This is a genomic window from Labrys methylaminiphilus subsp. lupini (genome assembly GCF_051161885.1).
Classification (GTDB): domain Bacteria; phylum Pseudomonadota; class Alphaproteobacteria; order Rhizobiales; family Labraceae; genus Labrys.
The window spans coordinates 139,339-151,808 of sequence record NZ_JBMDIH010000002.1; the positions used below are offsets into that span (position 1 = coordinate 139,339).

Annotated in this window: 10 protein-coding genes; 6 read left to right on the forward strand and 4 right to left on the reverse strand. The window is 62.8% G+C overall.

Annotated features, from left to right (window positions below):
- Positions 1 to 355: 355 nt before the first annotated feature.
- From ACN6KF_RS26355 to ACN6KF_RS26375, 5 genes are all read left to right on the forward strand, one after another.
- A complete protein-coding gene (locus ACN6KF_RS26355; RefSeq protein WP_434961306.1) occupies positions 356 to 1,612 on the forward strand; it encodes an ABC transporter substrate-binding protein in 1,257 nt (418 codons plus the stop codon).
- A 266-nt stretch (positions 1,613 to 1,878) separates the two neighbouring features.
- Positions 1,879 to 2,745 carry a carbohydrate ABC transporter permease gene (locus ACN6KF_RS26360; protein ID WP_434959884.1) on the forward strand — a complete coding sequence of 289 codons (867 nt, stop codon included), beginning with the start codon at positions 1,879 to 1,881 and terminating at the stop codon, positions 2,743 to 2,745.
- A gap of 3 nt (positions 2,746 to 2,748) precedes the next feature.
- Complete coding sequence (locus ACN6KF_RS26365; protein WP_105863843.1) at positions 2,749 to 3,579, forward strand: carbohydrate ABC transporter permease; 831 nt, start codon at positions 2,749 to 2,751, stop codon at positions 3,577 to 3,579.
- A 35-nt stretch (positions 3,580 to 3,614) separates the two neighbouring features.
- The gene (locus tag ACN6KF_RS26370; protein ID WP_434959885.1) at positions 3,615 to 4,616 is read left to right on the forward strand and encodes an ABC transporter ATP-binding protein; all 1,002 of its coding nucleotides are present in this window, start codon (positions 3,615 to 3,617) and stop codon (positions 4,614 to 4,616) included.
- Between the two features lie 233 nt (positions 4,617 to 4,849).
- Entirely contained in the window at positions 4,850 to 5,632 is a 783-nt protein-coding gene (locus ACN6KF_RS26375) for an SDR family NAD(P)-dependent oxidoreductase (protein WP_434961307.1), read from the forward strand.
- A gap of 215 nt (positions 5,633 to 5,847) precedes the next feature.
- On the opposite strand, the gene ACN6KF_RS26380 is transcribed toward ACN6KF_RS26375, so the two are convergent.
- Positions 5,848 to 7,269 (reverse strand): mannose-1-phosphate guanylyltransferase/mannose-6-phosphate isomerase, encoded by a 1,422-nt coding sequence (locus tag ACN6KF_RS26380; RefSeq protein ID WP_434961308.1) that lies wholly within the window; start codon positions 7,267 to 7,269, stop codon positions 5,848 to 5,850.
- 188 nt (positions 7,270 to 7,457) lie between these two features.
- Positions 7,458 to 8,975: a helicase HerA domain-containing protein gene (locus tag ACN6KF_RS26385; protein WP_434959886.1), complete on the reverse strand. Its 1,518-nt coding sequence runs from the start codon at positions 8,973 to 8,975 to the stop codon at positions 7,458 to 7,460.
- A gap of 89 nt (positions 8,976 to 9,064) precedes the next feature.
- Between ACN6KF_RS26385 and ACN6KF_RS26390 the strand changes: the two genes are divergently transcribed.
- A complete protein-coding gene (locus tag ACN6KF_RS26390) occupies positions 9,065 to 10,597 on the forward strand; it encodes a COG3904 family protein (RefSeq protein ID WP_434959887.1) in 1,533 nt (510 codons plus the stop codon).
- Between the two features lie 60 nt (positions 10,598 to 10,657).
- Here the strand turns inward: ACN6KF_RS26390 and hexR are convergent, their stop codons facing one another.
- Together hexR and ACN6KF_RS26400 are read right to left on the reverse strand one after the other, a co-directional pair.
- Positions 10,658 to 11,551, reverse strand: coding sequence for a transcriptional regulator HexR (gene hexR, locus ACN6KF_RS26395; protein ID WP_434959888.1), 894 nt, complete (start codon positions 11,549 to 11,551; stop codon positions 10,658 to 10,660).
- A gap of 43 nt (positions 11,552 to 11,594) precedes the next feature.
- The gene (locus ACN6KF_RS26400; RefSeq protein ID WP_434959889.1) at positions 11,595 to 12,470 is read right to left on the reverse strand and encodes an MBL fold metallo-hydrolase; all 876 of its coding nucleotides are present in this window, start codon (positions 12,468 to 12,470) and stop codon (positions 11,595 to 11,597) included.

A 12,470-nucleotide genomic window follows, 5' to 3' on the forward strand; every position in this document is an offset into this window, starting at 1 on the left:
CTACCCCTGCTTCCAAGCCAACGGATTGGCTCGAGCGTCTTTACGATTCTTGACGATTCCGGCACATCGCCAGCCCCCCCCTGCTCCCACCCAACACCAGCGACAGCACGAGCGCACGGAACGCTTCCGCGCCCGCTGGCACCTGTCTGCCCACTAGGTGCGATCCTGACGCATGAGGCGGCTTGACATTAAGCTGCGTCGCTGAGAATATGCCCTCGTATTGGGCGTCTGCCCACGCCCACAAGCCGTGACAAGCGGCGCGCATTTTTTACGGGAGGTTCTGGTGCAAACGGCAAAATCACTGATTGCGCTTGCAGGCGCGCTGGCCTGCGGCGTTTCCCTCGCCTGGTCCCCAATGGCCGGGGCCGCCGAGACGTTGACGATCGCCACGGTGAACAATGGCGACATGGTTCGGATGCAGAAGCTTTCGGAGGATTTCACCAAGGCCAATCCGGACATCACGCTGAACTGGGTCACGCTCGAAGAGAATGCCCTGCGCGAGAAGGTGACGACCGACATCGCCACCAAAGCGGGCCAGTTCGACGTCCTCACCATCGGTACCTATGAAGTGCCGATCTGGGCCAAGAAGGGCTGGCTGGTTGCGCTCGACAAGCTCGGCGACGGCTATGACACCAATGACCTGATCAAGCCGATCCGCGACGGCCTGACCTATGAAGGCAAGCTCTACGCCGCTCCCTTCTACGGCGAATCCTCGATGATCATGTATCGCAAGGATCTGTTCGAGAAGGCCGGGCTGAAGATGCCCGACAGCCCGACCTGGGACTTCGTGGCCGATGCCGCCAAGAAGCTGAAGACCGCCGACACCTACGGCATCTGCCTGCGCGGCAAGGCCGGCTGGGGCGAGAACATGGCCTTCCTCACCGCCATGTCCAACTCCTTCGGTGCCCGCTGGTTCGATGAAAGCTGGAAACCCCAGTTCGACCAGCCCGAATGGAAGGCGACGCTCACCTTCTATGTGAACCTGCTCAAGGAGGCCGGCCCGCCGGACGCTTCCTCCAACGGCTTCAACGAGAACCTGACCCTGTTCAACCAGGGCAAATGCGCCATGTGGATCGATGCCACGGTGGCGGCCGGCTTCGTGACCGATCCCAAGCAATCGACCGTGTCCGACAAGGTCGCCTTCGCCCTCGCCCCCAATACGGGCATGGGCAAGAATGCCAACTGGCTGTGGGCCTGGTCGCTCGCTGTCCCCGCCGGCTCGCAGAAGGTGGAAGCCGCCGAGAAGTTCATCGCCTGGGCGACCAGCAAGGACTACTCGGCCCTGGTCGCCAAGGTCGAGGGCAATTGGGCCGCGGCACCTCCCGGAACCCGCGCCTCGCTCTACAACAATGCCGATTATCAGAAGGCTGCGCCCTTCGCCAAGCTGACGCTGGATTCGATCATGTCGGCTGATCCGACCCATCCCACCGTCAAGCCAGTGCCCTATGTCGGCGTACAGTTCGTCGCCATTCCCGAGTTCCAGGGCATGGGCACCTCGGTGGGTCAGCAATTCTCCTCCGCCCTGGCCGGCTCGACCTCGATCGACGACGCCCTGGCCGCTGCCCAGAAACTGGTGACCCGGACCATGACCAAGGCCGGCTATATCAAATGACCCGTTCCTCCCGGGACGGGGCTCATCGCCCCTCCTGAAACTTGGCTGTCCCGGCTCTTCGTCACCGGGACAGCCACCTTCAAGACTTGAACGAAGCGTCTTGCGATTCGAAGAGATCACCAGGTTTTGCGGGATTGCCAAGATCTTGCGGGATTGCCGAGAATCGCCGGGACGTCGCAGCAAAGTACCCGATCAAATAGGCGTTCGGGCTTGAACGCGCTTTGCTCAGGAACATTCAAGATTTGGTCTGTGGGGAGGACCTCAAGATGGCAACGCAGCAGACGCGCGTGCTGGCCAGGGTGGCTGTCGCGCCCTCGGTCATCATGCTCTTCATCTGGATGATCGTTCCACTCATCCTGACGATCTACTATTCATTGAACAACTACACGCTCGACGACCCGACGAATTTCTACTGGAACAGCTTCGCGAACTATACCTATTTCCTGACGGACCCCACCTTCTTCAAATCGCTGGGCGTCTCGCTGCTGATCGTCGGCTCAGTGCTCGCCATCACCATCGTCGGCGGCATCCTGATCGCCCTTCTGATGGATCAGCCCTTCGCCGGCCAGGGCATCGTGCGCCTGATGGTGTTGGCGCCCTTCTTCGTGATGCCGACCGTGGCGGCGCTGATCTGGAAGAACCTGTTCATGAACGCCGATTCAGGCCTGCTGACCTGGGTCTCGCAGACGCTGCATCTGCCGGTGGTCATCTGGTTCACCAACTGGCCGCTCCTGTCGATCATCATCATCGTCGCCTGGCAATGGCTGCCCTTCGCCACCCTGATCCTGCTCACCGCCATCCAGTCCCTGGACGAGGAGCAGAAGGAAGCGTCCCAGCTCGACGGCGCCAAGCCGCTCTCCTTCTTCTTCTACATCGTGCTGCCGCATCTTTCGCGCGCCATCACGGTGGTGATCCTGATCGAGACCATCTTCCTCCTCAACATCTTCGCCGAGATCAAGGTCACCACCAATGGCAGCCTGAATACCGCCAACCTGCCCTTCCTGGTCTATCTCACCGAAGCGGGCGACCACGATATCGGAGCGGCCTCGGCCGGCGCACTAGTCGCCGTGGTGCTGGCCAATATCGTCGCCTTCTTCCTCGTCCGCATGATCGGCAAGAACCTGGAGGCTTGAGCCATGGCACGCGCAGTTTCCACCCGGCGCAAGGTCGCCGTTACAACCGCCGCCTGGATCGTCGGCTTTCTGATCTTCTTCCCCATCCTGTGGATGGTGATCACCAGCTTCAAGACGGAGGGCGAGGCTGGCATTCTGCCTCCCAAATTCGTCTTCTTCGAGTGGACGCTGGAGAATTATCGCAACATCTTCACCCAATCCAATTATGGCAGGGCCGCGCTCAACTCGATCTTCCTGTCGGTCGGCTCGACCCTGCTCGGCCTGATCTTCGCGGTTCCCGCAGCCTGGGCCATGGCCTTTGCGCCCGGCAAGCGCACCAAGGACCTGTTGATGTGGATGCTCTCCACCAAGATGATGCCGGCTGTCGGCGCCTTGATGCCGATCTTCCTGCTCTTCAACCGCTGGGGCCTGCTCGACAGCCGCTGGAGCGTGATGGTCGTCTTGTTCCTGCTCAACCTGCCGATCGTGGTGTGGATGCTCTACACCTACTTCAAGGAGATCCCCGGCGAGATCCTGGAAGCGGCCCGCATGGACGGGGCTTCGCTCTGGCGCGAGATCGTCTATGTGCTGACGCCGATGGCCGTTCCCGGCATCGCCTCCACACTCTTGCTCAACACCATCCTGGCCTGGAACGAGGCGTTCTGGACCCTGAACCTGACCACTTTCGATGCCGCGCCGCTGCCGCAGTTCATCGCGGGCTATTCGGCCAAGATGGGGCTGTTCTGGGCGACACTGTCGGCCGCTTCCACTCTCGCCATCCTGCCGATCGTGGTGCTCGGCTGGTTCTCGCAAAAGCAACTCGTGCGCGGCCTTACCTTCGGCGCCGTGAAATGACGAGCCAAAACACTTCAGAATGGGGAGCTGCGTAAATGGGGCGCTTCAATCTTCGCAATGTGCGCAAGGCCTTCGGTGAAGTCGTGATCATTCCCGATCTCGACCTCGACATCGAGGATGGCGAGTTCGTGGTCTTCGTCGGCCCCTCAGGCTGCGGCAAGTCCACTTTGCTGCGCCTGATCGCCGGCCTGGAGGACACCACCTCCGGCGAGATCAAGATCGACGGCGTCGACATGGCGCAGGCGCCGCCCTCCAAGCGGGGTCTGGCCATGGTGTTCCAGTCCTACGCGCTCTACCCGCATATGAGCGTGCGCAGCAATATCGCCTTCGCCCTCAAGATGGCGGGCGAAAGCAAGGACGTCATCGACCAGAAGGTCTCCAAGGCCGCCGCCTCGCTCAACCTCACCAATTACCTCGACCGCAAGCCGCGCCAGCTCTCGGGCGGCCAGCGCCAGCGCGTCGCCATCGGCCGCGCCATCGTGCGCTCGCCCAAGGCCTTCCTGTTCGACGAGCCCTTGTCGAACCTCGACGCGGCGCTCCGCGTCAACATGCGCATCGAGATTTCCCAGCTCCACAAGGACCTGAAGACCACGATGATCTACGTCACCCACGATCAGGTCGAGGCCATGACCATGGCCGACAAGATCGTGGTGCTCAATGCCGGCAATGTCGAGCAGGTCGGCTCGCCGCTCGAGCTCTACAACAAGCCCAGGAACCTGTTCGTCGCCGGTTTCATCGGCTCGCCCAAGATGAATTTCCTGAAGGATGCTTCGGCAGCAAACTACAACGCCACCACCATTGGCGTCCGCCCCGAGCATCTCAACCTGTCTCCCACCGAAGGACAGTGGAAAGGCAAGATCTCGATCTCCGAACACCTAGGCTCGGACACCTTCTTCTACATCGATCTTGACGAAGGCACCCGGGTCACCGCGCGAGCACCGGGCGAATTCAGCCTGAGCACCGGTGACACCATCTATCTCACGCCTCAGCCAGATCGCCTCCATCGCTTCGACGACAAGGGCTTGTCCCTGGCCTGAGCATGGGTCTGCCATCTGCGAGGCGGGTTCCCAGACCCGCCTCGCAGCCCGGCGCCTGCAGGGCAGCCGGTCGCGTCCGAATTCCCGCAAAAATGCCCGTCAATTGTAGGGCCAATGCAGGATTGACTTCGTCGAATCAGCATGCCGCATTAGATTGACCGTAGCTGCACGGGCTTTTGTTCCGTTTGCAAAATCGATGCAGCAAACGGGAGCGACGCATGAAAGGATCCGCGATGTACAAGAAGAAACTCGATCTCACGGGCCGCCACGCCCTCGTCACGGGCGGGGGGCGCGGCATAGGCTTGGCCTGCGCCGAAGCATTGGCCGAATTCGGGGCCGAGGTCGTCATCGCCGATTTCGACATGAAGGTCGCGGCCGAAGGACAGGCAGCCCTGGCGGCCAAGGGCTACAAAGCCGAAACGGTGCAGATGGATGTCACCAAATCCGATCAGGTGACCCAGGTCGCCGATGAACTCGCCGCCAAGGGCCGCACCGTCGAGATCCTGGTCAACAATGCCGGCATCGCCCGCTCGATGACGCCGGCCGAGGACGTCGCCGACGAGCATTGGCTCAACGTGCTCGACGTCAACCTGAACGGCGTGTTCTGGTGCTGCCGCGCCTTCGGCAAGCATATGCTGGCGGCCAAGAAGGGCTCGATCATCAATATCGGCTCGATGTCCGGCATCATCGTCAACAAGCCGCAGGAACAGTCCTACTACAACGCTTCCAAGGCCGGTGTGCATCACCTCACCAAGTCCCTGGCGGCCGAATGGGGCCTACGCGGCGTGCGGGTGAACTCCGTCGCTCCCACCTATATCAACACGCCGCTGACCGCCTATGCCGCGACGGACCCGGCCAATACGGCGATGTTCAAGACCTGGCTCGAGATGACACCGCAGGGGCGGATGGGCGAACCGGAAGAAATCGCCTCCGCCGTGCAGTTCCTCGCTTCGGACGCCGCGAGCCTGATGACCGGCTCGATCGTCGTCGTCGATGGCGGCTACACCTGCTGGTAGGAGCAGCACGCAAAGACGGACCTAACCTTCTCCCTTGCGGGAGAAGGTGTCCCGAAGGGACGGATGAGGGGTCTTACGACCCATCCCAGAGCTACCTCCTGAGAGGCCACCAAGAGTTGTGAGGTTCCGTCAACCCCTCATCCGGCGCTGCGCACCACCCAAGGCACTTCCCTTGGAAGTGCCAGGTCCCGCAAGGGGAGAAGGTTTTTCGCGCCTCAAGACGCGGCGCGGTTGTAGATGTCCTCGATCCGGATGATGTCGTCCTCGCCGAGATAGGAGCCGGTCTGCACTTCGATCAGTTCGAGTTCGATCTTGCCGGGATTCTCCAGCCGGTGGGTGGAGCCGATCGGAATGTAGATCGACTCGTTCTCATGCAGCGTCTTGATCTGGCCGTTGATGCTGACATTGGCGACGCCGCGCACCACGATCCAGTGCTCGGAGCGGTGATGGTGCTTTTGCAGCGAAAGCTGCCCGCCGGGCTTGACCACGATGCGCTTGACCTGGTGGCGCGCACCGAGATCCAGCGATTTGTAATGCCCCCAGGGCCTGTAGGACTGCAGGTGGTCCTGCGTCAGCCCGTTATGGCTCTGCTTGAGTTTCTCGACCAGCGCCTTGATGCCGGCGGCATCGTCGCGGCGGGCCACCAGCACGGCGTCGCCCGTGGTGATGACGGCAAGGTCGTCCAGGCCGACGACACAGACGAGTTGGCGTTCCGAGGACACCAGATTGTTGCGGGCATTGACGAACAGGGCCTCGCCGAGCTTGGCATTGCCGGCCTCGTCTTGCGGCGAGAGCTCGCGCACTGCCCCCCAGGAGCCGACATCCGACCAGTCGAAGCTGGCCGGAACCACGGCGGCGGCCTGGGTCTTTTCCATCACGGCATAGTCGACCGAGCGCTTGTCGCAACGGGCAAAGGCTTCGGCATCAAGACGCAGGAAGCCAAGATCGAGCTTGGCCTTGGCGACCGCCTCGTTCACAGCCTCGACCGTTCCGGCATCGCAACGGGCATATTCGGCAAGAAAGAAGCCGGCCTCGAACAGGAAATTGCCGGAATTCCACAGATAGCCTTCGCGCACATAGCGCGTGGCGGTCTCGGCGTCGGGTTTTTCGACGAAGCGGCGCACCTTCATGACGCCCTCGACCAAGGGCTCTCCGGCCTCGATATAGCCATAGCCGGTGGCGGGCTGGTTGGGCACCACGCCGAAAGTCACGATGCTCTTCTTGGCTGCCCCGCGACGCGCCGCCGCGCAGGCGGCCCGGAAACCTTCGATATCCCGCACGCGGTGATCGGCAGCGAGGGTGAGGACCGGCGTCCTGGCGCCGTCCCGCGAGGCAATGAAGGCCGCACCGGCCGCAATGGCCGGACCGGAATCGCGCGCCTCGGGTTCGAGCACGATATCGGCCTCGACGCCGATCGACAGCAATTGGTCGGCAACCAGGAAGCGATGGTCCTGGTTGGTGACGATGACAGGGCGACCGAACAGCTCGGCGCCACTCACGCGCCGCATCGTTTCCTGGAAGGTGGAGAGATCGCCGAACAAAGGCAGGAACTGCTTGGGCCGGCTGGCACGCGAGGCCGGCCACAACCGCGTTCCGGAGCCGCCGCAAACGATCAGGGGAACGATCTGGGTAGACATCATCCGCTCATATTTGAATTGGAGGAGCCATCGACTGAATAGCTCTATGCCACGATTATACCGGCAGAGGCAGGTGATTTTCAGGCCTGCTTTGGTTTATTTCGCTTCTCTTAGAGGGGGCATCGCCACCGCAACGCTAATGCTTCCGGATAGGGCGAGGTCTCCTGCGGCTGATGCAGCGCCCATCCTCATTCCGCGGCAGCCAGGCCGTCCCTGTCCAGCACCGGGCCATTGGGGTCGCCCGGCGCCGTTTCCCAGCCGAGGTCCGGAATCACCGCGATGCGGGCGCCGCGCATGTCGACGCGCGTCATCACGAAGTCGGCATTCTGCAGATGACGGATCTGGCTGCGGGCGCGCCCAGCCGAATGACTGCCGCAGCGCCTGGCGATCTCGGCGTCCGGCGGACATGGCAGCCCCGTCATCGCAGCAGCGGCAAGGATCAGGAACACGGCCTGGAGATCGGCGGGAACCAGGCGGGCATGGTCGAGCGCGCCCCGCCACTGTTCCTGGTCGACGCTATCGGGATCGAGACCTGCCCGGGCGGCGTTGAGCAGGAACTTGAACTCGGCCATGGCCGGCGGCGAACCGCCCAGCCGCTCGATGCGGCAGCGCACGATGAAGTCCTGATAGAGCACGGCATCGGTGCGGAAACTGGCATCCGGCTCCTCCATGATCGCAAAGGCGATACGGGCATGAGCCTGCTGCAGTTCGGCTGGCGCTATGGCGGGCAAGGCCTCCTCGCCGGCAGCCTCGGCTGGCCTGTCGCGCACGAGCTGTTCGAGAATCTCCGTGGTCGACATCGGCGGCGGCGTCACCACGCGGCGCTCGGGACGGGCGCGCGGCGCTGCCACGGGCACGGGCGCCAGGATGAGATCGCGCGCGGCATCACCCCCTTCCGGCAGCGGCGTCAGCTTCGGCGTTGCCACCTTGGGCCGCGTCTCCACCGGGCCGACCTTGATCGGCAGCGGGCGGCGCGAAAGGGCCGGTCCCAGCGCCACGAACTGGCCGCGCTGCAATTCCCGGAAGGTCTCGGCCTGGCGCCGATCGAGGCCGAGCAAATCGGCGGCACGGGCCATGTCGATATCGAGGAAGGTGCGCCCCATCAGGAAGTTGGACGCTTCGGCAGCGACGTTCTTGGCGAGCTTGGCCAGGCGCTGGGTGGCGATGATGCCGGCGAGGCCGCGCTTGCGGCCGCGGCACATCAGATTGGTCATCGCCCCGAGCGAGACCTTGCGCGCCTCTTCGCCGACATCGCCGGAAGCGGCAGGCGCGAAGAGCTGGGCCTCGTCGACCACCACCAGCATCGGGAACCAATGGTCGCGCTCGGCATCGAACAAGGCATTGAGGAAGGCCGCCGCCGCCTTCATCTGCATTTCGGCATCGAGGCTCTCCAGCACCAGCACGGCCGAGACCCGGTGCTGGCGCACGCGCTGGGCGATGTGTTCGAGTTCGGCCAGGCTGCGTTCGCCGTCGATGACGACATGACCGTAGCGATCCGACAGGCTGGCAAACTCGCCCTCGGGATCGATGATGACCTGTTGCACATGCGGCGCGCTCTGTTCGAGCAGCCGACGCAGGAGATGCGACTTGCCGGAACCCGAATTGCCCTGCACGAGCAGGCGCGTGGCCAGCAACTCCTCGATGTCGAGCATTGCAGGCGCACTGCCGGCGGCAGACGCGACGCCCATCTCGATTTCGATCTTCATCTCAAGTAGTGATTCCGGTTTCGCCCCAGCCATAGCGCCCCTGAGGGGCTGCTCACAACCCCCACCCACCCCTCAGCAGGGATTTCCACATGCGTGGCACGGTGGGGTTTGAAATCCGTTCCGTCACAGCCCGGGTGACTCTTGCTTTCGTCCTCACTCTACGGAAGGATGAACGTGGGCGGGCTTTCTCCAACAAAATTTGTGCGATGAAGACATTGTTGCTCATCGTCGGCCTTCTGGCTGCCATACCGCATTCGGCAAGCGCCGCCGCGAACCATCCTTGGCGTCTCGAACCGGAGATACCCGCGTTTCCGGCATTCACACTGCCGAATGCCCTGCCCGATCCTCCGTTTCTTCCTGCCGAGCCGCCTTCGTTCTGGACATCGACCGGCCTTGCCAATCTGATCGACTACCCGGCCCCCATGCTCGACACGCATCCCAGCAGGGAGCCGATGCAGATCACGGTCGTCCACAGCAGCACGCCAAATTGTGACGATCATTGCGCCGAATGGATTTCGGCCGAGGGGATGATCACCGACGACACCCCGCTCCTGTTTCGTATGACCTTGGCGCTTCTGGGAAAGCGCAAGCTGCCTGTGGTGATCTCCTCGCCCGGCGGGTCGGTTCGCGCTTCCTTTGCAGTGGGACAAATGATCCGCATCAGGGGGCTTGACGTTATAGTGGGCAGGACGGTGAAGGAGGCCTGCCCGGAAGGAGACAAGGCCTGCAACGGCCAATCCGCTGATGCGCGTCGCGGCACAGCCGTGGGCTTCGACGCGATCTGCGCCTCAGCGTGCGTCTACGTCCTGTCGGGGGGAGTCCAGCGCATCGTGCCTCCTCTCGGTGCACAGATCGGCGTACATGAGACCGTTCAAACTGGAACTTCGGTATGGATCGAGAGATCCCCCGTCAAAGATTCATTCGGGCGGGTCATCGGCTTTCGTTCGCAAATGCATGCGGTCGCCAACACCCTTCAGCAGGCCGCACCGCCCGCCGCCTATGTAAAGGCTGAGTCCTACCTGACTGCGATGGGCATCAGCAACGAGTTGATCAGCCTCATGCATCAAGCGGCTTCCAACCAGGTACGCTTTCTCACTGGCAAGGAGCTCGCAGATACCGGCCTTGCTACACAGAGGCTGACGATCGACGAGTACTTTGCAACGGCAGGCCGCCATGTGGCCGATGCCGTTGCACCGGCAATGGAGCGTTTGCCATCCACCGCACTTCCCTTGGCCGTTGGCGCGAACGACAAGGTCCCTACAGCCTCCCAGGACGGGCAACGGTCCGCAACCCCTTGCCCGGCATCCTTCGAGGCCCTTCCTGTCGAGGGAAAGCGGGCAACCGGCCTGGTGGATGCCGTGATGCCGCCAGACGCTGCTTCCGTGATCCTGCATGGCGTGGAAGAAACCTCGCATCTGCAAACACAGGCGAAATATTTCGAATTCAAGCGTATCGGCCTGCGTGTTTTCGCAAGAGGCAGAACTTTTGCGCCATCTGTGCTGGTCCCATCCGGCATGGCGGTGAAACCTGGTGACATCGTGACTTTTATCACCCGCCACCGAGATTCTACCCATCGGTGCCAGTTCGTGCCCAACCTGGCGGTCGCCGTTCGGCATTCCTGACGAACCGCTATGTAATGGCGCCTTGGAATATCCGAGCGTTCAGCCTCACAGGTACGGCGACTACTCGCCGATGCGATATTCGGCGAGCTTGCGCTTCATCGCCTGGAAACGCCGGACATGGGCCTCGTCGCGACGCAGGGCGACCGCGGTCGACAGCACGTCGATCACCACCAGAGCGGCAATGCGCGAGGTGGTGGGCGTATAGATGTTGGTATTGTCGAGCGTCTCCACCAGCAAGGCCACGTCGCAATGGCTGGCAAGGGAAGTCTCGAATCCGGTCAGGCCGATGACCTTGGCCCCGTTCTCGCGCGCGGTACGCGCCACCTCGATGATCGAGCGGCTGCGCCCGGTGTGGGAGATCACCACCGCAACATCGCCCGGCTTCATCATCGAGGCGACCATGATCTGCTGGTGAGTGTCGTGCTGGGCCCCGCAGGGCACGCCGAACAGCGGGAATTTTTGCTGGGCGTCACGGGCCACCACGCCCGAAGCACCCAGGCCGAAGAATTCGATGGCCTTCGCCTTTTCCAGAATGTCGATCGCCCGGGCCAGGGCCGCCTTGTCGAGGTGATGGCGCGCCCAGTCGAGGCTGGTGATGGTGTAGTCGAAGATCTTCTCGACCACGGTTTCCGGCGTATCTGTATCGAGCAGCACCGAATGGGTGGCCGGGGTGCCCAGCGCCAGGCTCTGGGCCAGGCGCAGCTTAAAATCCTGGAAGCCGGTGCAGCCGATCGCAGCGCAAAAGCGGATGACCGTCGGTTCGCTCACCCCTGCGGCCAGCGCCGTCTCCGCCACCGTCGCGTTCAGGATACGCTGGGGATCGGCCAGGATGAGGTCGGCGACCTTGCGGTCGGACTTGCGCAATTCGCCCAATGTCAATCGGATCACCTCGAGCACGTTCTGGATCGTGGTCCGAGGCGCCGGCTGCGATGCGGTATGATCCGGCAAGGTCATGGGCGGCTTCCCTTTTTCTGGCTCCCTCTTCGGGTCGGAGGGCTCAGACCGTCATCTCGGACGGACCTGCCAGCCTATACTCGATTCCCGTCCCGGCCCGAAGCAGACGGGTCGGCCCCGTCATCGCGGCGACCCTGGCGTCAATCGTTTCAGGTGCGAGCGTGTTGAAGGCAAACAGGCCGTAGTGGTGGGCGAGCACGGCAGAGATACCGCAGGACGATGCCAGTTCGACGGCCTCATCCAGGGTGAAATTGCCGGCAATGCCGGCCGCAGCCAGGGCTGGCGAACGGCCATTGACCGGCAGCAGCGCCAGATCGGCGGCCAGTGCCCGCACCTCTTCAACCTGTCCAGCATAGGGGATGGTGTCACCGGAGTGGAAGACGCGGATGCCGTTCACTCCAAGACCATAGCCGAGGAAGAGATGATGCCCCTGCCCATCCCGCTGCAGATCTTCGTGAGCGGCCCGCACGGCCTGCACTTCGATCGCATCGTCGAGGATCAGGGTCTCGCCGGCATCCATGCCGATGAAACGCTCCGGGTCGAGGCCGGTCCTGTCCTGCGCCAGTTTGAGCGAGGCCCTGGGCACCACCAGGCGCAGTTGCGCAAAGCGCCGGGCAAGCGGACCCAATGTCGCCGCATCGAGGTGATCGGTGTGATGATGCGTGCACAGGATGAAATCGAGCGGCGGCATTTCGTCGATCTCGATTGGCACCGGCATCATGCGTTCATGTGAAGGGCCGCGATCGCGATATTTCTGGGCCAGGGAATCCGAGAGATAGGGATCGATCAACAGGCGATGCCGGCCGCTGTCGAGGAGGAAACCGGCCTGCCCGAGCCAATAGAGCGAGAGACCGGTTTCAGGCCGGCTCGCAAGCTTTCCGGCCAGCAGGCCGGCAAAAGGCAGGACTTCCAGCGTCAT

What these genes read in the sequence shown, in the direction of transcription:
- ACN6KF_RS26355 (WP_434961306.1), top strand. Translation starts at nt 356, where the DNA reads ATGGCCGGGGCCGCCGAGACGTTGACGATCGCCACGGTGAACAATGGC.
- ACN6KF_RS26360 (WP_434959884.1), top strand. Translation starts at nt 1,879, where the DNA reads ATGGCAACGCAGCAGACGCGCGTGCTGGCCAGGGTGGCTGTCGCGCCC.
- ACN6KF_RS26365 (WP_105863843.1), top strand. Translation starts at nt 2,749, where the DNA reads ATGGCACGCGCAGTTTCCACCCGGCGCAAGGTCGCCGTTACAACCGCC.
- ACN6KF_RS26370 (WP_434959885.1), top strand. Translation starts at nt 3,615, where the DNA reads ATGGGGCGCTTCAATCTTCGCAATGTGCGCAAGGCCTTCGGTGAAGTC.
- ACN6KF_RS26375 (WP_434961307.1), top strand. Translation starts at nt 4,850, where the DNA reads ATGTACAAGAAGAAACTCGATCTCACGGGCCGCCACGCCCTCGTCACG.
- ACN6KF_RS26380 (WP_434961308.1), bottom strand. Translation starts at nt 7,269, where the DNA reads ATGTCTACCCAGATCGTTCCCCTGATCGTTTGCGGCGGCTCCGGAACG.
- ACN6KF_RS26385 (WP_434959886.1), bottom strand. Translation starts at nt 8,975, where the DNA reads ATGAAGATCGAAATCGAGATGGGCGTCGCGTCTGCCGCCGGCAGTGCG.
- ACN6KF_RS26390 (WP_434959887.1), top strand. Translation starts at nt 9,065, where the DNA reads ATGCGTGGCACGGTGGGGTTTGAAATCCGTTCCGTCACAGCCCGGGTG.
- hexR (WP_434959888.1), bottom strand. Translation starts at nt 11,551, where the DNA reads ATGACCTTGCCGGATCATACCGCATCGCAGCCGGCGCCTCGGACCACG.
- ACN6KF_RS26400 (WP_434959889.1), bottom strand. Translation starts at nt 12,470, where the DNA reads ATGACGCTGGAAGTCCTGCCTTTTGCCGGCCTGCTGGCCGGAAAGCTT.